The sequence below is a fragment of the Pseudomonas sp. SMN5 genome (genome assembly GCF_052041925.1).
Taxonomy (GTDB): Bacteria; Pseudomonadota; Gammaproteobacteria; order Pseudomonadales; family Pseudomonadaceae; genus Aquipseudomonas.
This window is the reverse complement of the sequence record NZ_JBKGGX010000010.1, coordinates 26,228-45,675: the sequence shown is the minus strand read 5'-3', so window position 1 is coordinate 45,675 and position 19,448 is coordinate 26,228. Positions and strand designations below refer to the sequence as shown.

Here is a 19,448-nt window from a genome sequence, read left to right as displayed (position 1 = left end):
GACCCATAACCTGAGGATTTCCATGGCGAATCAACAACTGTACCTGGGCATCGACTGCGGCACCCAAGGCACCAAGGCTCTTGTGCTGGATGCAAGCAGTGGTCAGGTCCTGGGCCTGGGCGCTGCAGCCCACACGATGATCAGCGGCCCCAACGGCTGCCGCGAACAAGACACCGCGCAGTGGCTCGACGCGTTCGCCGAGGCGACTCGCCAGGCACTGGCAGCCGCGGGGGTCGATGGTCAGGCCATCCTCGGCATCGGCGTTTCCGGCCAGCAGCACGGCCTGGTGCTGCTCGATGAGCAAGGCGCCGTCCTGCGTCCGGCCAAGCTCTGGTGCGACACTGAAAGCACCCCGGAGAATGATCGGCTGCTGGCCCACCTGGGCGGCGAAAGCGGCTCTCTGGAGCGTCTGGGCGTGGTCATCGCGCCGGGCTACACGGTCTCCAAGCTGCTCTGGACCCGCGAACAGCATCCGCAGTTGTTCAACCGCATCGCCAGCGTCCTGCTGCCCCACGACTTCCTCAATCATTGGCTCACCGGGCGCCATTGCACGGAATACGGTGACGCGTCGGGCACCGGTTATTTCAACATCCGCACCCGCCAGTGGGATACGCAGTTGCTGCAGCACATCGACCCCAGCGGTCGCCTGTGCAAGGCGCTGCCGGAATTGATCGAAGCCCATCAACCGGTGGGACAGATCCTGCCGACCATCGCGGCGCACCTTGGTATCAACCCCAACGCGGTGGTGGCCAGCGGCGGAGGGGACAACATGATGGGCGCCATCGGCACCGGGAACATCCAGCCCGGCGTGATTACCATGAGCCTCGGTTCTTCCGGCACGGTCTACGCCTACTCCGCCGAGCCCGCGGTCAGCCCGCAACCATCGGTGGCGACCTTCTGCTCCTCCAGCGGCGGCTGGCTGCCGCTGATCTGCACCATGAACCTGACCAACGCCACCGGAGCGATCCGCGAGCTGTTGGCGCTGGACATCGAAACCTTCAATGCCTTGGTGGCCGAGGCCCCCATCGGCGCCGACGGCGTGAGCATGCTGCCATTTCTCAACGGCGAGCGCGTCCCCGCCTTGCCCCATGCCACGGGCAGTCTGCTGGGGCTGACCACCACCAACCTGACCCGGGCCAACCTGTGCCGGGCCGTGGTCGAGGGCACGACCTTCGGCTTGCGCTACGGCCTGGATCTGCTGCGGGCCAACGGCCTGCAGGCCCAAAGCATCCGCCTGATCGGTGGCGGCTCGAAGAGCGCGGTGTGGCGGCAGATCGTCGCCGATATCATGGACACTACGGTCATCTGCACCGAACAAAGTGAAGCGGCCGCCCTCGGAGCGGCGATCCAGGCAGCCTGGTGCCATTCAGGTTCACCCCAGGGCCTGGCCGACCTGTGCGAGCGCTGCGTCAAGCTCGACCCGGCCAGCGAAACCCGGCCGGACGCCGGGAACGTCGCGGCAGCGCAAACCGCTTATGAACGTTATCGACAGCACGTCGCAATCCTGTGAGAGCAAGCAACTATGTATCTGGTGTGTGGTGAGGCACTGTTTGATTTTTTCAGCGAAAACGAAGCGCAGGGCCCGGCCTCGCAAGTGAACTTCAAGGCGATTGCCGGCGGCTCGCCGTTCAACGTAGCGGTGGGGCTGCGGCGCCTGGGGGTGGATTCAGCCTTGTTTGCCGGGCTGTCTACCGATTACCTCGGTCGGCGGTTACACAAGGTGCTACTTGATGAAGGTGTCAGTGACCGGTATTTGCTGGAGTTCGAGGCGCCGACGACTCTGGCGATGGTGGCCGTCGGGGCCGATGGCTCGCCTCACTACAGCTTTCGCGGCGAAGGTTGCGCCGACCGCCAGCTGAGTCTGGAACATCTACCCACCCTGGGCCCCGAAGTGCGCGGCCTGCATATCGGCTCGTTTTCCCTGGTGGTGCAACCGATTGCCGACACGTTGCTGGCCCTGGCGAAACGTGAGAGCGGTCGGCGCCTGATCAGCCTGGACCCCAACGTACGGCTCAACCCGCAACCGGACATCGAGTTGTGGCGCTCGCGGATCGCGACGCTGGTGGGATATGCCGACCTGATCAAGGTCAGTGACGAAGACCTGCGCCTGCTCTATCCCGAGCTCGATCCCAGGGCGGTCATTGAAGGTTGGTTGGAGCACCGCTGCCAATTGGTGTTCCTGACGCGGGGCGGTGAAGGGGCGACGGTATTCAGCCGGCAACATGGTAGCTGGTCGGCCCCAGCCCGAGCGGTGAAGATTGCCGACACCGTAGGTGCTGGCGACACCTTTCAGGCAGCATTGATTACCTGGCTGACGGAACAGGGACTCGACTCTGTCGAAGGGATGTGTACCCTGACCCGCAAACAGATCAGCGCCATGCTCGACTTCGCCATGGGCGCTGCGGCCCTGACGTGCGGTAACACCGGACCAGACCTGCCCTACCGCCGGCAACTGGCCTGATCGGACGCATAAAAAACTGGACGCCGGGCTCGGACAATAGCCGACCCAGCGTCAGGATACCGGGTAAAGCTCGCTGTTAACGCCCGGTCATACGATGATGTTGCGCGTGGAACTGGTTGCCTGAAGCGTGGCTATGATCGAGCTCGGTACGCAGCTCGGCGATCAGGTCGTTGATCGCCCGGCAGCCGGTGAGCTTCTTGGCATCGATGTCGGTTTTGATCAAGGCCACGCGATCGGTTTCATGATCGTCGTAGATCTTGACCGTCATCGACAAGTCAGGTGACAAAGTGCATTGCGAGCGCTTGGGCAGCAGACTGCTTTCAATGATGTTTCGCATTTCGAGGGCAGATAAAAACATGGCAACTCTCTCCTGTTGAGGCGGCCAATTTATGTTCACGGCGGCGGTATTTTCGTCCGTTTCTTCCCTGCGGACTGGGACTACGAATGCCGTGCCGTTCGTTCGTTCTTGGCGTTTTCGAATAATTGAGCCCCATGAAGCGAACTCCCTGATCACACCGCAAAAAATATGCCTGTATCGTGGATATCGTCCATCGATGTAAATCAATGGCTTAGCTTCGCTGCGTGACGACTCGCTCGTGCAATTTGCATGGAAACGGTGATTTGCTCATGCAATGTGCAAGGGTTTGAATCGCCGCTGCCAACCTAGAGTAGTCCTTATTGTGATCGGCATACCGGGCACCCGTCGCCTGCCTCGAAAAAAGTGTGACGCACTGTAAAAAAATCAAAAGACGTCCACGACCGCACGCTCGGCCACGTGGCGCAAACTGTCGAAGTTGATATTGGCTCCGGAATCAATCGCCACAAGGACCTGGTCTCGCGCGCCCGTTTTCGCCACGTAATGCTTGATACCGGCGACAGCCAGCGCGCCGGACGGCTCGGTGATCGAGCGCGTATCGTCATAGATATCCTTGATCGCCGCGCAGAGTTGGTCGTCGCTCACGGTCAACACTTCATCCACGCAAAAGCGACAGATCTCAAAGCCATGGGCGCCGATCTGCGCCACCGCCACCCCGTCTGCAAAGGTTCCGACCGCAGGCAAGGAGACCCGCTCCCCGGCCGCAAGCGCCGCTTGCAAGCAAGCGGAGTGTTGCGACTCGACGCCGATGACGCGTATTTCCGGGCGCAGGTACTTCACATAGGCCGCAATCCCGGCGATCAGACCCCCACCACCAACCGGAACGAATATCGCTTCCAACCTGCCCGGGTGCTGACGCAGGATTTCCATGGCAACGGTGCCCTGCCCGGCGATCACCTCAGGATCATCGAACGGCGAAACGAACTCCCGTCCGGTCTGCCGGGCCAGCTCCAGCGCGTATGCCAGGGCGAACGGGAAGCTCTCGCCATGCAGCAGCGCTTCGGCGCCCCGGTTGCGCACGCCCAGCACCTTCAATTGCGGGGTGGTCGAAGGCATGACGATGCTCGCCGAAATCCCCAGCTCCCGCGCCGCCAGCGCGACGCCCTGGGCATGATTGCCGGCCGATGCAGTGATGACGCCCATGGCCCGCTGCTCGGGCGTCAGCTGCACCAGCTTGTTATAGGCGCCGCGGATCTTGAAGGAAAAGGTCGGTTGCAGGTCTTCGCGCTTGAGCAGGATCCGGTTGCCCAGGGCCTCGGACAGCGCAGGCGCCGGTTGCAGCGGCGTGTGCACGGCCAGTTCGTACACTGGCGCGGCGAGGATTTTCTTGACGTAGTGTTCCAGCAAGGCTTGTTCGGCGGGGGTAACGGGCATGGCGGTCTCCTGGTTTGGGCGGAACCCGGGAGACAGAAAGAAAAAACCCGCCTCCAGGGCGGGTTGGGTGCAGCCGTCAGCTAGCCCGCCATATAAGGAATGGCGGTAATAATGCTTGGCTGGCTGGGCAGTATGGTCAGGGTCATGGCTGGAAGTTAGCTCGGGGGGTGGGGGTGAGTCAATGGCGTCGTGGCGGTGGGCTATGTTTCTTGCGGGGCCTGTGGGAGCAAAGCCTGCTCGCGATGGCGGCCTGAATTTTCGTGTATATATCCGTTGCTGCGGTAACGGCTTCTTACGGTTCCGCCTTTACGGCGGGTCACTTTTGAAAAGGCGCCAAAAGTAACCAAAAGCGCCTCGCCCCACCACTGGGCACCTCGCCAGGGCTCGGTGTTCCCTCACTCCGGCATTGCTCCGTGGGCCCGCCGCGAAGGACCATCCATGGTCCAGCGCGGCTATCCCGGCATCCATGCCGGGATGCCCACTGCGCAATGCCTGCGTTCGGCCCTTGTGGTTAACGGGGCGCCCAAGATCAAAAGCAAAGCAAAAGCAAAAGCAAAGCGGCCTGACAGCCGACCTGGCGCTTGCCGTTGTACTTGGACCCTGTGGGAGCGAGCCTGCTCGCGATGGCGGTCTGGCAGTCGACCTGGATTTTCGTGTGTATATCCATTGCTACGGTAACGGCTTCTTACGGTTCCGCCCTTACGGCGGGTAACTTTTGAAAGGCGTCAAAAGTAACCAAAAGCGCCTTGCCCCACCACTGGGCACCTCGCCAAGGCTCGGTGTTCCCTCACTCCGGCATTGCTCCGTGGGCCCGCCGCGAAGGACCATCCATGGTCCAGCGCGGCTATCCCGGCATCCATGCCGGGATGCCCACTGCGCAATGCCTGCGTTCGGCCCTTGTGGTTAACGGGGCGCCTGAGATCAAGAGCAAAGCAAAAGCAAAAGCAAAAGCAAAAGCCAGGCGGCCTTATAGCCGACTTGGTGCTTCTCGTCGTACTTGGACCCTGTGGGAGCGGGCTTGCCCGCGAAGGCGGCCTGACAGCCGACCAATCTCCTGCGGTTATACCCAATCCCATTGTGGGAGCGAGCCTGCTCGCGATAGGGCCGGCGCAGCTTGCATCAATATGTCTGATGCACCGCCATCACGAGCAGGCTCGCGGCCACAGGGTTCGCGGTGATGGTGGAGGCTTGATTAATCATTTAAGCCCCACTTTGTACAACGCCCCGCTGTCCTCATCCGTCAGCACATACAAGTAGCCGTCCGGTCCTTGCCGCACGTCACGAACCCGTTCGCCAAGTTCACCGAGCAGGCGTTCTTCGTGGACGACCTTGTCACCGTCGAATTCCAGGCGGATCAGTTCCTTGGATGCCAGGGCACCGATGAACACATTGTGTTGCCAGGGCTGGAAGCGGTCGCTGTCATAGAACGCCATGCCGCTGAGTCCCGGTGACACTTCCCAGACGTGCAGCGGGCCGACCGTGCCTTCAACGGTCTTGCCCTGGGCTTCTGGAATCGGCGCGCCGGAATAGTTGTCGCCGTGGGTTGCCAGCGGCCAGCCATAGTTCTTGCCGCGCTCGATCAGGTTCAATTCATCGCCCCCCTTCGGCCCATGCTCGTTCTCCCATAACGTTCCGTTCCAGGGATTGAGCGCCGCGCCTTGGGGGTTGCGGATGCCATAGGACCAGATCTCGGGCCGGACGTTTTTCTGCCCGACAAAAGGGTTGTCGTCCGGCACCTTGCCGTCGGGGTAGATGCGCACGATCTTGCCTTGCAGCTTGTCCAGGTCCTGGGCGGTGGGCCGGTCGTTGTTTTCCCCCAGGGTGATGAACAGATAGCCGTCCCGGTCGAAAACCAGGCGCGAGCCGAAATGGTTGCCCGTGGACAGTTTGGGTTGCTGGCGGAAGATCACGTTGAAGTTCTTCAAGGTTTTCAAATCGTCGGACAGTTGCCCGCGTCCGACAGCGGTGCCGGCCTTGTCGTCCGGACCGGCCTCGGCATACGACAGGTAAACGGTACGGTCCTGCTTGAAGTCCGGTGACAGCACCACGTCCAGCAGTCCGCCCTGGCCTTTGGCCCAGACTTGCGGCACGCCCCCCAGCGGTTCGGACAGTTTCCCGTCAGGACCGATCACCCGCAGGTTGCCCGGGCGCTCGGTGACCAGCATGCCCTGCCCCGGCAGGAACGCGATCGACCAAGGGTGTTCAAGCCCCTTGACCACGGCGGTCAGTTCGAGCGTGCCCTCTTCGCTCTTGAGCTGCTGGGTTGATTCGGCAGAGGCCGGCATGGAAAGGGTCAGGACAGCGCTGGCGCAAAAGGCGGCCAGGAGTGTTTTACGCAACATGCACACTTCCTTCTGTGGGATTGAAAAGTGGCAACCTAGCGGTTGTCCTGTGGACTCCTGGGCGGCGTCGGCGATTCGATGGTGGGCCGTGGCGAACCCGGCGGCTGGCCGGACCTGGGATAGCCGTTGCCGATCCCGCCGTTTTCCAGGGTGGGTGGGCGTGGCACCGGCACCGTTGGATTGTTGTGGATCATCGGCACATTGGGCCGGGTGCCCTGCATGCTGTTGGGATTGGCCCGTCGCGTCGGGCTGTTGTAGGGATTGCTGTTTCCCGGCAGGTTCTGCGCCAGTTGCTGCGGGCCGGGCGGTGGAGCAGCCTGGACAGTTGCCGCCAGGAATAGCGTCGTGATAGCCAGCATCAGCCTGTACATTCGAGCACCCTCTTGGTTTCAGGCATATCGAAAACACGCTACGCCGTAGGTTCGCAGTTGTTAAGCGAAATGTGTTAAGCGAAGTGTCCGGGCAAATGTAACGAGGAGTCTCTAAACAGCCGTTCAGGCAATGAGCCAGCCAGCGCACGGGGGAAACTTTTTTCAAAGGCGAGAGGTCACCAGAGAGACACCCATCGGCAAGGAAATAACACCACCATGGCACGGGCAATCTGGAAAGGCGCAATCAGTTTCGGGCTGGTCCACATTCCCGTGGCGCTGGTATCGGCCACCTCTTCACAGGGCGTGGATTTCGATTGGCTGGACAAACGCAGCATGGAGCCGGTGGGCTATAAGCGGGTGAACAAAGTCACCGGCAAGGAAGTGACCAAGGAAGATATCGTCAAGGGCGTCGAGTACCAGAAAGGTCAGTACGTGCTGCTCAGCGAAGAGGAAATCCGCAACGCCCATCCGAAGTCCACCCAGACCATCGATATCTTTTCCTTCGTCGACAGCGAAAAGATCCCCCTGCAAAACATCGACACGCCCTACTTCCTGGCGCCCGACAAGCGCGGCGGCAAAGTCTATGCCCTGCTGCGCGAAACCCTGGTCAAGACCAACAAGGTGGCGCTGGCCCTGGTGGTGCTGCACACCCGTCAACATCTGGCGGCGCTCATGCCGTTGGAGTCTGCGCTGGTGCTGGTGATGCTGCGCTGGCCAGCGGAAGTGCGCGGGCTGGACATCCTCGAACTGGGCGATGAAGTCACCGACCCGACTCTTGCCAAGGGCGAGTTGGAAATGGCCAAGCGCCTGGTACAGGACATGAGCGCTGACTGGTCGCCGGAGGAATATCGCGACAGTTTCCAGGAGAAAATCATGGAGCTGGTGGAGAAGAAGGCCAACGAAGGCCGGCTCGAAGCGGTGGAAACCGATCCGGGCGAAGACCAGCGCAAGACCGCCGATGTCATCGACCTTACCGAACTGCTCAAGCGCAGCCTGGGCGGCAAAGGCAAGGCATCGGGCAAGACCGCCGAGAAGACCTCTGCGAAGCCCGCGAAGACCAGCAAATCCACTCCCGCAAAAAAAGCCACCAAGGCCTCTCGGGGCTAAACTCAGGATGCCAGCTATACAAGGGAATCTGTCATGGCCAAGGCCGAGCATGAATCTGCCCGCGTTTCCAATGCTGTTCAGGATGAAAAACCAAACCAAAGCCGTAAAAGTCAAAAAAAACGGCTCCCCGAACGCCTGATGCCACAACTGGCGACGCCGGTGGAACAGCCGCCCACCGGTGAATGGCGCTATGAGGTCAAATTCGACGGCTACCGATTGCTGGCCCGCATCGAGCAAGGCGAGGTGCGCCTGTTCAACAGCGAGCATCAGGATTGGACCGAACGCCTGCAATTGCACGCCGAAGCCCTGGCCGAGCTAGGCCTGGAAGACAGTTGGCTGGACGGTGACCTGATCCTGCTGGATGACGCCGGCCAGTCCGACCCGGTAGCCCTGCGCGATTGCTTCGAGATCGGTCGCACCGTGGACATGGTCTATGTGCTGTTCGATGCGCCGTTTCTCAACGGCGTGGACTTACGGCAGACGCCGGTGGAGGAGCGTCGTGCGGCGTTGAAAAAAGTCCTCCGGAATAATGCCGGCAAGCGGCTGAGGTTTTCCGAAGCGTTCTGCGCCAACGAAGACGAGATCCTCGAAAGCGCCAGCGCCCTGGCCCTGGACGGCGTCGTCGGCAAGCGCTTGGGCAGTCCTTATGTGTCGCGGCGCAGCAGCGATTGGGTCGATCTCAAGTGTCGGCTGCGCCAGGCCTTCGTCATCGTCGGGTTTACCCAGCCCCCGGGCAGGCGCAACGGCTTCGGCGCATTACTGCTCGCGGTCAACGGTCCGACGGGTCTGGAATATGCCGGCCGGGTCAGTGCAGGCTTCACTCAGGCTCGGATCAAGGCGCTGCATGAGCAACTGAGCGCACAGTTGCGCGACAGCTCACCGCTGAGCAAACCCCTCAGCGGAGCCCAAGGGCGAGGTGTGCAGTGGGTCGAGCCTGCCCAGGTCTGCGAGGTGGAGTTCACCGAATGGAGCAGCAGCGGCATCGTCAAGCGGGCGAGTTTCGTGGAGCTGCTGGCTGACATGCCGGTAGGGAAAGTGGTGCACGAGCATCCTGTGCCGACCAGGACCCTGGCGTCGAGCACCAGGCGCAGCAGGAAAAAAACCGTAGAGATCGAAGGCGTGACAATCACTCACCCCGAGCGTGTGATCGACAGCGTCAGCGGCGTGCAGAAAGTCGAACTGGCCCAGTATTACGCCGACATCGCGCCGTGGATCCTGCCCTGGCTGCACCAGCGGCCCGTTGCCTTGTTGCGGGCGCCGGACGGGATTGGCGAGGAGCAGTTCTTCCAGAAGCACGCGGATCGCCTCGACATTCCCCACATCAAGCAATTGAGCCCGCAACTGGACCCAGGCCATGCGGCGCTGATGGGAATCGACAATGTGCAATCGCTGGTCAGCGCCGCACAGATGGGCAGCGTGGAACTGCACACCTGGACAGCCACCCATGACCGGATCGAAACGCCGGATCTGTTTGTCCTGGACCTCGACCCCGATCCATCACTGCCCTGGAGCGCCATGCTCGAAGCGACTCGCATGACGCTGTCGGTGCTCGACGAACTGGGTTTACAGGGCTTCCTGAAAACCAGCGGCGGCAAGGGCATGCATGTAATCGTACCGTTGGCCCGCAGTGAAGGCTGGGACACGACCAAGGCGTTCGCCAAGGCCATCTCGCAGTTCCTGACCCGCCAGATGCCTCAACAGATCACCGCCACCATGGGACCGAAGAACCGGGTCGGGAAAATTTTCGTCGATTACCTGCGCAATGCTCGCGGTGCCAGCACCGTGACCGCCTACTCGGTCCGCGCGCGGCCAGGCCTGCCGGTCTCGGTGCCGATTGCCCGGGCCGAGCTGGATGGTCTGCGTAACGCTCAGCAATGGGATATCCACACCGCCCTGGAGCGAGCCAGGGGGTTGAAAGCCGATCCATGGGAGGGCTACAGCCATCGTCAGCGGATCACGGCCAGGATGTGGGAGCAATTGGGGGCGCAAGCGCCTGAAGGGTGAGCACCGATCACCTGGCAGTAGCCAAACCTGGGGCAGTAGCTAAACCTGTGGCAGTAAGCAAACCTGTGGCAGTAAGCAAACCTGTGGCGAGGGAGCTTGCTCCCGCTCGAGTGCGCAGCGCTCGCAAGCTTTTTCGGGGGCCGCTTCGCAGCCCAGCGGGAGCAAGCTCCCTCGCCACAAGCAAGCTCCCTCGCCACAAGGGTCTGTGTTATAGAAAGACCGTGGTCAGATCCAGACGAAAATCGCCAGCAACCCGCCAAAGAATGCCCATTTCTGCAAGTAATACAGCTTGCGGTTACGTTTCTTCAGGGCCTTGCCTCGCAAGCGGATCTTGTAGAGGCGGGAAAACGCGCGGTTCAAGCCGCCGGTCTTGTCACCGGCATCGTTGGGCGCGCCGGCGGCAGCCATGACGGTACGGCTGAACCAGCGGTTGAACGCCGTGGCCCAGCGATACTTCATCGGGCGCTCCACATCACAGAACAGAATAATGCGGTTGTGCGGCGTGGTGTTCTCGGCGAAGTGAATGAAGGTCTCGTCAAACACCACCGCCTCGCCGTCGCGCCAGTGGTAATGCTCGCCGTCGACATTGATGTAGCAACCAGCATCGTTGGGCGTCTCCAGGCCCAGGTGATAGCGATAGGACCCGGCATAGGGGTCGCGGTGGCGCACCAGTTTCGAACCCGGCGGCAACTCGGCGAACATCGCCGCCTTGATCGAGCCGATGCTCTGCACCAACTCCGTGGTGCGCGGGCACAACTTCATGGCCGACGGATGGCTATCGCCATACCACTTCAGGTAGAAACGTTTCCAACCGGTCTTGAAGAACGAATTGAAGCCGACGTCATCGTACTGGTCGGAGCGCTTGATCGCCCCCGCCCGCAGCAGTTCCTGGCCCTCGGCGCGGATCTCTTCCCAGTGCGCCTGCAACGGGCTCAGGTCGGGAAAATCCTCAGGACGCAAGAACGGTCGGTTGGGCAGTTTCGAACACAGGTACAGCAGGCAGTTGATCGGTGCCAGGAACGAAGAGTGATCGCTCAACTGGCGACCGAGCTTGTGCCGCACGCGACCGCGCAGGTGCACATAAGCAATGGAGACGATGTAGAGCGCGACAATGATGAGTTTCACGGAGTTCGTCACAGGTTCGGGAGTGAACAGGCTGCATTCTTCGGCCAACCAAGCGGCAAGGAAGATGGGCAGCGGGTGAGATGGCAATTTAGCCACATTTTGTAACCGAAGGTTATCCCAGAGTTGTGAAAAACTGTCTTGCCCAGGCAATACCCTATCGTTCAGGCGGCCAGATCAGTACAATCGCCGCCAAACTTCACGCGCCCCCTTGGCCGATACCGCTCATCCGGTTTCGGCGCACGTCTACCGGACCAGGCGCTCCGTATGCAGCTGTCCTCTTATGCCGGATGGACCCTTGCGCTTGCGACCGCAAAGCCTTTGCACGGCCGGTAACAACGCAGACAGGTACTCGACAGGTACTGCCGCACCCTAGCTACTCTGAATGTTCCGCAGGATAAACCTTTGATCTCTACAGCTAACATCACGATGCAGTTCGGCGCCAAGCCGCTGTTCGAAAACGTCTCGGTCAAGTTTGGCGCGGGCAACCGCTACGGCCTGATCGGCGCCAACGGTTGCGGCAAGTCGACCTTCATGAAAATCCTCGGCGGGGACCTCGAGCCTTCCGGCGGCCAGGTGATGCTCGAGCCGAACGTGCGCCTGGGCAAGCTGCGCCAGGATCAATTCGCTTACGAACAGTTCACCGTGATCGACACCGTCATCATGGGTCATGAAGAGCTGTGGAAGGTCAAGGCCGAGCGTGACCGTATCTACTCGTTGCCGGAAATGACCGAAGAAGACGGCATGGCCGTCGCCGAGCTGGAAACCGAGTTTGCCGAAATGGACGGCTACACCGCCGAGTCCCGTGCCGGCGAACTGCTGCTGGGCCTGGGCATCCCTCTGGAACAACATTTCGGCCCGATGACCGAAGTCGCCCCCGGCTGGAAACTGCGGGTATTGCTGGCTCAGGCACTGTTCTCGGATCCGGAAGTGCTGTTGCTCGACGAACCGACCAACCACCTGGACATCAACACCATTCGCTGGCTGGAAAACATTCTCACGGCGCGTAACAGCACCATGATCATCATTTCCCACGACCGGCACTTCCTCAACAGTGTCTGCACCCACATGGCCGACCTGGACTACGGCGAGCTGCGCCTGTTCCCGGGCAACTACGACGAGTACATGATCGCGGCCACCCAGTCCCGTGAGCAACTGCTGTCGGACAACGCCAAGAAGAAGGCCCAGATCGCCGAGTTGCAGACCTTCGTCAGCCGCTTCTCGGCCAACGCCTCGAAAGCCAAGCAGGCGACCTCCCGCGCCAAGCAGATCGACAAGATCCAGCTGGCCGAGGTCAAGCCATCGAGCCGCGTGAGCCCGTTCATCCGCTTCGAACAGACCAAGAAACTGCATCGCCAGGCGGTGACCGTCGAGCGCATGTCCAAGGGCTTCGACGGCAAGACCTTGTTCAAGAACTTCAGCTTCACCGTCGAAGCCGGCGAGCGCGTGGCGATCATCGGCCCCAACGGCATCGGCAAGACCACCCTGCTGCGCACCCTGATGGGCGAGCTGACCCCAGACGCTGGCGCAGTGAAGTGGACCGAAAGCGCGGAGCTGGGTTATTACGCCCAGGACCACGCCCATGACTTCGAAGACGACGTCAGCCTGTTCGACTGGATGGGCCAGTGGACCCAGGGCGAACAGATGATCCGTGGCACCCTGGGCCGCATGCTGTTCTCCAACGACGAGATCCTCAAGTCGGTCAAGGTCATCTCCGGTGGCGAACAGGGCCGCATGCTGTTTGGCAAGCTGATCCTGCAGAAGCCGAACGTGCTGGTGATGGACGAACCGACCAACCACCTGGACATGGAATCCATCGAGGCCTTGAACCTGGCGCTGGAAAACTACCCCGGCACCCTGATCTTCGTCAGCCACGACCGTGAGTTCGTATCGTCCCTGGCCACCCGCATCATCGAATTGAGCGCCGATGGCGTGGTGGACTTCAGCGGCACCTACGATGACTACCTGCGCAGTCAGGGTGTGATGTTCTAAGACTATCCCTGAGCTGCAAGCCAAAAGCCCTGTCCCTGGTGACGGGGCTTTTTGCATCCTGCGGAGCCAAGCTTGCTCGCGATCAGGTCGTGTCAGTCGACATCTTCGCTACTGAGCCACCGCTATCGCGAGCAGGCTCGCTCCCACAAGGGTTCTCGGGTGTTCATATGTCCCGCATTCACCACAAATGCCCTGTGGGAGCCAAGCTTGCTCGCGATCAGGTCGTGTCAGCCGACATCCCCGCCACTGATTCACCGCTATCGCGAGCAGGCTCGCTCCCACAAGGATTCTCGGGTGTTCATATATCCCGCATTCGCCACAAATGCCCTGTGGGAGCGAGCCTGCTCGCGATGAGGCCCTGACATCCGGCACAAATTGAACCCGCTTACGCCTACCCATTTAGTTAGCCTGCTTCCTTTTACGCTTGCCTCGCGCCATGATGGGGCTCTCTTACCGCCGCCCGCGAACGAGCCACATGTCCACGCAGCCTGCCGCCCCCAGTTCACTGTCGATCACCTTGCAGATCGTCTCCATCGTCTTCTATACCTTTATCGCGTTTCTGTGCATCGGTCTGCCGATTGCCGTGTTGCCGGGCTATGTGCACGAGCAGTTGGGCTTCAGCGCAGTGGTGGCCGGGTTGACCATCGGTTCGCAGTACCTGGCGACGCTGCTCAGCCGCCCCATGGCCGGGCGGCTGTCGGACAGCGTCGGCACCAAGCGGGCGATTGTCTATGGATTGTCGGGGATTGTGCTCAGCGGCTTGCTGACGCTGCTCTCGACGCTCTTGCAGAGTCTGCCGCTGACCAGCCTGTCGATTCTGATCGCCGGACGTTTGCTGCTGGGCGTGGCCCAGGGGCTGATTGGCGTGGGCACCATCAGTTGGTGCATGGGCCAGGTGGGGGTGGAACACACCGCCCGCTCGATTTCCTGGAACGGCATCGCCTCGTACGGTGCCATCGCCATTGGCGCCCCGCTGGGGGTGGTGATGGTGCAAGCGCTGGGGTTCGCCAGCCTGGGCATTGCCTTGTCATTGCTGGGCGGTGCGGCGCTGTTACTGATCCGCAACAAGCCATCGGTACCGGTCATCCGCGGCGAGCGCCTGCCCTTCTGGGCGGTGTTCGGACGCATTGCACCGTACGGCGCCGGCCTGAGCCTGGCTTCGATCGGCTACGGCACGCTCACGACATTCATCACGCTGTTTTACGCCAGTCGCGGCTGGACCGGTGCCGCCTGGTGCCTGACGGTCTTCGGTGTCTGCTTCATCCTGGCGCGGCTGGTGTTCATCTCCAGCATCGCCCGCTTCGGCGGCTTCAACTCGGCCATCGCCTGCATGAGCATCGAAACCCTGGGGCTGGTGTTGCTCTGGATTGCACCGAACACCGCGTTCGCCCTGGTCGGGGCCGGGCTGGCCGGCTTCGGGCTGTCCCTGGTGTATCCGGCGCTTGGCGTCGAAGCCATCAAGCAAGTGCCCAATACCAGCCGAGGCGCGGGCTTGAGCGCATACGCAGTGTTCTTCGACCTGGCGTTGGCGATCGCCGGCCCCTTGATGGGTGCGGTTGCCCTGAACATGGGCTATTCGTCGATCTTTTTCTGCGCCGCATTGCTGTCCGTTACCGGACTGGGCCTGACCCTGCTGCTGCGTCGCCGCGCGGTAAAAGCCGATTATTGATCAGCGGTCCTCATCCCGGCCCGGCTCGCCTTACTCAAGGCCTGACTGAAGAAACGGTCGGCCTCGGTGATCATCGTGCGGTGGATGTCCTTGCGATCGACCCCGTCGGCATCGGTGCACAGCGCCGGCATCGCGGCGATCTGCTCATCGGTGCATGGCGCCAGGAATACAAAGTGCCCAGCGCCAGCCAAGGTCTTGAAGTCCGGTGCAATGGGCAGCTTGCGGGCCAATGCCGCGGCGTTCTTGTCGAAAGCCACCAGCTTGTCACCGTCGCCGCTGTAGAGCAGAACCGGGACATGCACATCGGCCAGGGTATGACGGCCGAACTTCAGGCTCAACGGCGCCATCAGCAACAAGGCTCGAACCCGGGGGTCGGCTTGCGGTTGCAGGTCGTCGCGATCGGCGATCAGTTCGCCCTGAGTGTTGCAGGCATCACGGTCGTCCGGCCGCTCCTGACAGTAACGACGTAGCCGATTGAGGTCCGGCGTGGCCCCGGACAGAATCAGTGCAGTCTCGCCACCGGCGGAATAGCCGATCACCCCCACCTGCCCGGCATCGACGAACGGCGCCAGCATCGGGTCGTTCAGCGTCGCGGTGATCGCCTGGGAAATCTGGATCGGTCGCCCATACAGGTTGCTGAGGGTGCCGAGCCGGCTGTGATCCTGGGCGTTGTCGCCGGGATGGATCACCGCCACCACCACGAAGCCCTTGCGCGCCAGTGACGTGGCCAGGTCATGCAGGGCCAGTGGGGTGCCAGTGTTGCCATGGGACAGCATCAGCAGGGGGAAGCGGCCGATGGCGATCCTGGCGTCGGGCGCAGCATCGATCTGGTAGCCACCCAGCGGGCTGGATTGCTCCGCATCGGTGGAAGGATAGAAGGCGATGGCGTGCATCGGCTGTTGATCCAGCGGATCGAGGAAAACCAGCTCATGGAAACCCGCACTCCAATGCGCACGCAACCCAGGCGCGGCCTGCACCGAAGCCAGGCCGCCGAACAGGCAAAGCAGTATGGCTGCACCAAGACGTATCATCGCACTTTCCACTTTCACCGCCTGGCGGCGCGCCAGCGACTCACAGCCCTGGCCTGCATAACCTGCGCCAGAAGCCCAACGCCAGATGCAGAAAAACCCTGCACCCAGACCATCAATGATGATCAGAATACAGAGTTTTCCAGAGGTTGCTTCAAGCGCCTGGTTTTTTTACCCAAGGCTTACGCAGCGGCGAATTGTTCGCCGATTTGGGCCTTGGCTTCGCTCATGGCCTTGGTGCGCATATCGTCACCATAAGCCAAGCCCTCTGCCCGGATGAATTCAATGTCGGTGATACCAAGGAAACCGAACAACACCTTCAAATAATCTTCATGGGCCACACCACTGGGCTGGCCGGCATGCAGGCCACCGGCGGTGGATACGATCACCAATTTCTTACCGCCGCACAGGCCTTGCGGACCCGCTTCGGTGTAACGAAAGGTCTGACCAGCCACGGCGATGCGGTCGATCCAGGCCTTGAGCTGCGTCGGGATGCTGAAGTTATACATGGGCGCAGCAATGACAATCGCGTCGGCTGCCTGGAACTCAGCCATCGTCGCGGCGCTGAGTTCAGCCTCGTGTTGCAAGGCTGCGTCGCGCAGTTCAGCGCTGGTGCCGGCAGCAACCAGGGTCTGGGCGGAGAAATGGCTGATGGCGTCGGCGGCCAGGTCGCGGTAAGTCACCACGGTTTGTGGCTCGGCGGCTTTCCAGGCCTGGACCACCTCACGGCTCAGTTGGCGGGAAGCGGAGTTGTCGCCAAGGATGCTGGAATCAATGTGCAAGAGTTTCATACGTGTGCTCTCCAAGTGAGGATCGCAAACAGGCGATCAGATGCGGACAATCCTATCGATGAAAGCAATGGTCGATAAGGCGGCAAAAATGCGATAGTTCGTCCCACTCACAGGACAATCGAGACCGCCATGCAAGACCTCAACGATCTTTATTACTTTGCCAAAGTCGTCGAAGCCGGCGGTTTCGCGGCGGCCGGGCGTTCGCTGGGCATTCCCAAGTCGCGGCTGTCACGGCGCATCGCCGAGCTGGAAGAGCGCTTGGACGCCCGCCTGCTGCAACGCACCACACGGCAGTTGAAACTGACCGCGGTGGGCGAACGTTATCTGCGCCATTGCCAGGCTATGTTGCTGGAGGCGGAGATGGCCGCCGAGGCGGTGGCAAGCATGTCCAGCGCGCCGCGCGGGCGTCTGCGGGTCTCGAGCCCGGTAGGCCTGGCCCATGAAATGCTGGCCGGGTTGGTCGCCAGCTTCCTGGACAAGTATCCGCAGGTTCAGTTGGAGATGATCTTGCTCAATCGCCGCGTGGACCTGATCAGCGAGGGCATCGATGTCGCGTTGCGGGTGCGCGACATCGGCGATGAAGACCCGCTGCTGATGACCCGGCGCCTGCGCCAGGCACGGCTGGTCATGGTGGCCAGTCCGGCATTCGTCGAAGGGCGACGGATCGAAACGCCCGAGGATCTGCGGCAGCTACCAGTACTCGGAGCGCTGGAGGCTGATCGACTGGTGCACTTGCGGTTGCTCCAAGGCGATGGGCAAAGTGTCGAAATGGCGCTGGAAGCACGTCTGGGCATCGATGATTTCATTGTCCGCCGCGCCTGCGCCCTCGCAGGCATCGGCTTCACGCTGCTGCCGACCATGTATTGCGAGCAGGAATTGCAGGACGGTACGTTAGTGGAGTTATTGCCCGGGTGGTCATTACCCGATGGTTGGCTGCAAGCGGTCTATCCGCACCGTCGAGGCGTGTTGCCGGCGGTCAGGGCCTGGATCGACCATTTGGTCGAAGCATTCAACCGCTGTGGAGACAGGACGCTATGAGTTGGAACGAAGAGCAGGTCGCGCAGTTCTGCCTGGGCCTGCCCGGGGCGCAGGAAGATTACAAGTGGGGCGGCGTGCGGGTGTTTTCCGTCGCCGGCAACAAGATGTTTGCCCTTCAGGGCCTGCGCGGGGACTCACTGGCGTTCAAGGTCGACAAGGATCTGTTTCTCGGCCATTGCGACCGTCCCGGCATTCATCCGGCGCCTTACCTGGCGCGGGCCCAGTGGATCATCATGCAGGTGCCCTACCCGCTGGGCGCCGAGGAGCTGCGTGGCCTGCTGCAACGCTCCCACCAGTTGGTCGTGAGCAAGTTGCCCAAGCGCACGCAGGTCGGCCTCCTGATTTAGAACAGGGTCAGCAGGCGTCCGAGGAACAACTGGTCGATCCAGAACACCTGGTGCAACAGCACGATAAACCAGAACACCACCTGGAACGACACCTTGCGGGTCTTGTGGCGAAACGCTTGCTGTGCCAGCAGCGCCCCCGGCCAGCCACCCGCCAATTCCACCGCGTGCAAGACGTTCTCCGGAGTGCGCCAGGCGTCGGCGCGGGCCTTGCGCTTGTCGCTCCAGTACAGCAGAAACGCCACCGCGCTGACGACGCCATAGGCCACCATCGGCACCCAGGATATCGCCCGTAACCCCAGCAGCAGCGAACCGGTCAGCGGCAAGGCACACAACAGCGCAAATGCAACCAGCTTCAGCCGCAGGTTCTTCACGGCGCCCTCGCTGCTGCGCGCCGTGCGGTTACGGGGGCCTGCGTCATTCATGGCTTGGCGGCGGTCCAGTCAACCCAGCCAAACTGCCAGGTTGCCAGGATCAGCAGGCCGAAGGCGATCCGGTACCAGGCGAACACGGCGTAACTGTGGCTGGCGATGAAACGCAACAGGCCCTTGACCGCGATCATCGCGAAAATGAAAGCGGTGACGAAGCCGACGGCGAACACCGGGAAGTCCGCCGGGACGAACAACTCGCGGTACTTGTAGCCGGAATAGACCGCAGCGCCGACCATGGTCGGCATTGCCAGGAAGAACGAAAACTCGGTCGCGGTCTTTCGCGACAGGCCGAACAACAGCCCGCCGATAATGGTCGAGCCGGAGCGGGAGGTGCCGGGGATCATCGCCAGGCACTGGGCCAAGCCGACTTTCAAGGCTTCTTTCCAGGTGATGTCGTCCACTGTCTCGGCGTGCACCTGATGCTGGCGTTTCTCCGCCCAGAGCATCACGAAGCCACCTATCACCAGCGCCGCCGCCACGGTGATCGGGTTGAACAGGTAATGATGAATCCAGTCGGCCAACAGTACGCCCAGTACCACCGCAGGCAGGAAGGCGATCAACAGATTGGCCGTGAAACGCCGGGCGCTGGGCTGGGTTGGCAAGCCCAGCACCACGTCGAAGATCTTGCGCCGGAACTCCCAGACCACCGCGAGGATGGCGCCCAGCTGGATAATGATATTGAACGCCATCGAGCGCTCGCCTCCGAACTGAAGCAGGTCGGCGACGATAATCTGGTGCCCCGTGCTGGAAATCGGCAGAAACTCCGTCAAACCCTCTACCACGCCAAGAATCAGTGCCTGAAAGGCGGTCCACAAATCCATTCATCCCCCAAAAACAAGCTTTTTATGCAGGTTTCGTCATGTTCAAGTGTTTTGCAAATGCACGCAGCGGGCAGCACCATAACCGTGACCGCTCTGAAAAAACCAATGAAACAATCAACTTGCGCTCAGGTTTTGCGCTGCGGGGCCGAAATCCTATCAGACAAGCACTGATAACGC

At 61.5% G+C, this 19,448-nt stretch carries 17 protein-coding genes; 8 read left to right on the top strand and 9 right to left on the bottom strand.

From position 1 onward, the window contains the following. The first annotated feature begins 22 nt into the window (after window positions 1–22). Both xylB and ACLEJR_RS11940 read left to right on the top strand, forming a co-directional pair. On the top strand, window positions 23–1,510 hold the full coding sequence (xylB, locus tag ACLEJR_RS11945) for a xylulokinase (RefSeq protein WP_440814139.1): 1,488 nt from the start codon (window positions 23–25) through the stop codon (window positions 1,508–1,510). Window positions 1,511–1,522: 12 nt separating this feature from the next. After that, the gene (locus tag ACLEJR_RS11940) at window positions 1,523–2,461 is read left to right on the top strand and encodes a carbohydrate kinase family protein (protein ID WP_440814137.1); all 939 of its coding nucleotides are present in this window, start codon (window positions 1,523–1,525) and stop codon (window positions 2,459–2,461) included. Between the two features lie 76 nt (window positions 2,462–2,537). On the opposite strand, the gene ACLEJR_RS11935 is transcribed toward ACLEJR_RS11940, so the two are convergent. From ACLEJR_RS11935 to ACLEJR_RS11920, 4 genes are all read right to left on the bottom strand, one after another. Beyond that, on the bottom strand, window positions 2,538–2,819 hold the full coding sequence (locus ACLEJR_RS11935) for a DUF1652 domain-containing protein (protein WP_440791656.1): 282 nt from the start codon (window positions 2,817–2,819) through the stop codon (window positions 2,538–2,540). Between the two features lie 384 nt (window positions 2,820–3,203). After that, window positions 3,204–4,211 (bottom strand): threonine ammonia-lyase, biosynthetic, encoded by a 1,008-nt coding sequence (gene ilvA, locus ACLEJR_RS11930; protein ID WP_440814135.1) that lies wholly within the window; start codon window positions 4,209–4,211, stop codon window positions 3,204–3,206. A 1,196-nt stretch (window positions 4,212–5,407) separates the two neighbouring features. Beyond that, window positions 5,408–6,553 carry a PQQ-dependent sugar dehydrogenase gene (locus ACLEJR_RS11925; protein ID WP_440814132.1) on the bottom strand — a complete coding sequence of 382 codons (1,146 nt, stop codon included), beginning with the start codon at window positions 6,551–6,553 and terminating at the stop codon, window positions 5,408–5,410. A gap of 35 nt (window positions 6,554–6,588) precedes the next feature. Continuing rightward, window positions 6,589–6,924 (bottom strand): hypothetical protein, encoded by a 336-nt coding sequence (locus ACLEJR_RS11920; protein WP_440814129.1) that lies wholly within the window; start codon window positions 6,922–6,924, stop codon window positions 6,589–6,591. A gap of 216 nt (window positions 6,925–7,140) precedes the next feature. On the opposite strand from ACLEJR_RS11920, the gene ku reads away from it, so the two are divergent. Both ku and ligD read left to right on the top strand, forming a co-directional pair. Further along, entirely contained in the window at window positions 7,141–8,031 is an 891-nt protein-coding gene (gene ku / locus ACLEJR_RS11915; protein WP_440792596.1) for a non-homologous end joining protein Ku, read from the top strand. 33 nt (window positions 8,032–8,064) lie between these two features. Further along, complete coding sequence (gene ligD / locus ACLEJR_RS11910) at window positions 8,065–10,035, top strand: DNA ligase D (RefSeq protein WP_440814126.1); 1,971 nt, start codon at window positions 8,065–8,067, stop codon at window positions 10,033–10,035. A 225-nt stretch (window positions 10,036–10,260) separates the two neighbouring features. Here the strand turns inward: ligD and lpxO are convergent, their stop codons facing one another. Next, window positions 10,261–11,160: a lipid A hydroxylase LpxO gene (gene lpxO, locus ACLEJR_RS11905; RefSeq protein WP_440814124.1), complete on the bottom strand. Its 900-nt coding sequence runs from the start codon at window positions 11,158–11,160 to the stop codon at window positions 10,261–10,263. Between the two features lie 402 nt (window positions 11,161–11,562). Between lpxO and ACLEJR_RS11900 the strand changes: the two genes are divergently transcribed. Together ACLEJR_RS11900 and ACLEJR_RS11895 are read left to right on the top strand one after the other, a co-directional pair. After that, window positions 11,563–13,149, top strand: coding sequence for an ABC-F family ATPase (locus tag ACLEJR_RS11900; protein WP_440792590.1), 1,587 nt, complete (start codon window positions 11,563–11,565; stop codon window positions 13,147–13,149). 475 nt (window positions 13,150–13,624) lie between these two features. Continuing rightward, window positions 13,625–14,818 (top strand): MFS transporter, encoded by a 1,194-nt coding sequence (locus ACLEJR_RS11895; RefSeq protein WP_440814122.1) that lies wholly within the window; start codon window positions 13,625–13,627, stop codon window positions 14,816–14,818. Here the strand turns inward: ACLEJR_RS11895 and ACLEJR_RS11890 are convergent. Beyond that, window positions 14,812–15,849 carry an alpha/beta hydrolase family protein gene (locus ACLEJR_RS11890; protein ID WP_440814121.1) on the bottom strand — a complete coding sequence of 346 codons (1,038 nt, stop codon included), beginning with the start codon at window positions 15,847–15,849 and terminating at the stop codon, window positions 14,812–14,814. The genes ACLEJR_RS11895 and ACLEJR_RS11890 overlap by 7 nt on opposite strands. Window positions 15,850–16,028: 179 nt before the next feature. Continuing rightward, window positions 16,029–16,637, bottom strand: a complete 609-nt coding sequence (locus ACLEJR_RS11885; protein WP_440814120.1) for an FMN-dependent NADH-azoreductase — start codon at window positions 16,635–16,637, stop codon at window positions 16,029–16,031. A 129-nt stretch (window positions 16,638–16,766) separates the two neighbouring features. Between ACLEJR_RS11885 and ACLEJR_RS11880 the strand changes: the two genes are divergently transcribed. Together ACLEJR_RS11880 and ACLEJR_RS11875 are read left to right on the top strand one after the other, a co-directional pair. Beyond that, window positions 16,767–17,675, top strand: coding sequence for a LysR substrate-binding domain-containing protein (locus tag ACLEJR_RS11880; RefSeq protein ID WP_440814117.1), 909 nt, complete (start codon window positions 16,767–16,769; stop codon window positions 17,673–17,675). After that, window positions 17,672–18,022 carry an MmcQ/YjbR family DNA-binding protein gene (locus ACLEJR_RS11875; RefSeq protein WP_440792580.1) on the top strand — a complete coding sequence of 117 codons (351 nt, stop codon included), beginning with the start codon at window positions 17,672–17,674 and terminating at the stop codon, window positions 18,020–18,022. The genes ACLEJR_RS11880 and ACLEJR_RS11875 overlap by 4 nt, the downstream gene beginning before the upstream one ends. Here ACLEJR_RS11875 and ACLEJR_RS11870 read toward each other — a convergent pair. Together ACLEJR_RS11870 and ACLEJR_RS11865 are read right to left on the bottom strand one after the other, a co-directional pair. Continuing rightward, the gene (locus ACLEJR_RS11870) at window positions 18,019–18,444 is read right to left on the bottom strand and encodes a DUF1294 domain-containing protein (protein WP_440814114.1); all 426 of its coding nucleotides are present in this window, start codon (window positions 18,442–18,444) and stop codon (window positions 18,019–18,021) included. The genes ACLEJR_RS11875 and ACLEJR_RS11870 overlap by 4 nt on opposite strands. Next, window positions 18,441–19,271 (bottom strand): undecaprenyl-diphosphate phosphatase, encoded by an 831-nt coding sequence (locus ACLEJR_RS11865; RefSeq protein ID WP_440792577.1) that lies wholly within the window; start codon window positions 19,269–19,271, stop codon window positions 18,441–18,443. The genes ACLEJR_RS11870 and ACLEJR_RS11865 overlap by 4 nt, the downstream gene beginning before the upstream one ends. Window positions 19,272–19,448: the final 177 nt, after the last annotated feature.

What these genes read in the sequence shown, in the direction of transcription:
- ACLEJR_RS11925 (WP_440814132.1), bottom strand. Translation starts at nt 6,553, where the DNA reads ATGTTGCGTAAAACACTCCTGGCCGCCTTTTGCGCCAGCGCTGTCCTG.
- ACLEJR_RS11920 (WP_440814129.1), bottom strand. Translation starts at nt 6,924, where the DNA reads ATGTACAGGCTGATGCTGGCTATCACGACGCTATTCCTGGCGGCAACT.
- ACLEJR_RS11885 (WP_440814120.1), bottom strand. Translation starts at nt 16,637, where the DNA reads ATGAAACTCTTGCACATTGATTCCAGCATCCTTGGCGACAACTCCGCT.
- ACLEJR_RS11865 (WP_440792577.1), bottom strand. Translation starts at nt 19,271, where the DNA reads ATGGATTTGTGGACCGCCTTTCAGGCACTGATTCTTGGCGTGGTAGAG.
- ACLEJR_RS11895 (WP_440814122.1), top strand. Translation starts at nt 13,625, where the DNA reads ATGTCCACGCAGCCTGCCGCCCCCAGTTCACTGTCGATCACCTTGCAG.
- ACLEJR_RS11875 (WP_440792580.1), top strand. Translation starts at nt 17,672, where the DNA reads ATGAGTTGGAACGAAGAGCAGGTCGCGCAGTTCTGCCTGGGCCTGCCC.
- ku (WP_440792596.1), top strand. Translation starts at nt 7,141, where the DNA reads ATGGCACGGGCAATCTGGAAAGGCGCAATCAGTTTCGGGCTGGTCCAC.
- ACLEJR_RS11890 (WP_440814121.1), bottom strand. Translation starts at nt 15,849, where the DNA reads ATGATACGTCTTGGTGCAGCCATACTGCTTTGCCTGTTCGGCGGCCTG.
- xylB (WP_440814139.1), top strand. Translation starts at nt 23, where the DNA reads ATGGCGAATCAACAACTGTACCTGGGCATCGACTGCGGCACCCAAGGC.
- ACLEJR_RS11870 (WP_440814114.1), bottom strand. Translation starts at nt 18,444, where the DNA reads ATGAATGACGCAGGCCCCCGTAACCGCACGGCGCGCAGCAGCGAGGGC.
- ilvA (WP_440814135.1), bottom strand. Translation starts at nt 4,211, where the DNA reads ATGCCCGTTACCCCCGCCGAACAAGCCTTGCTGGAACACTACGTCAAG.
- ligD (WP_440814126.1), top strand. Translation starts at nt 8,065, where the DNA reads ATGGCCAAGGCCGAGCATGAATCTGCCCGCGTTTCCAATGCTGTTCAG.
- ACLEJR_RS11935 (WP_440791656.1), bottom strand. Translation starts at nt 2,819, where the DNA reads ATGTTTTTATCTGCCCTCGAAATGCGAAACATCATTGAAAGCAGTCTG.
- ACLEJR_RS11940 (WP_440814137.1), top strand. Translation starts at nt 1,523, where the DNA reads ATGTATCTGGTGTGTGGTGAGGCACTGTTTGATTTTTTCAGCGAAAAC.
- ACLEJR_RS11880 (WP_440814117.1), top strand. Translation starts at nt 16,767, where the DNA reads ATGCAAGACCTCAACGATCTTTATTACTTTGCCAAAGTCGTCGAAGCC.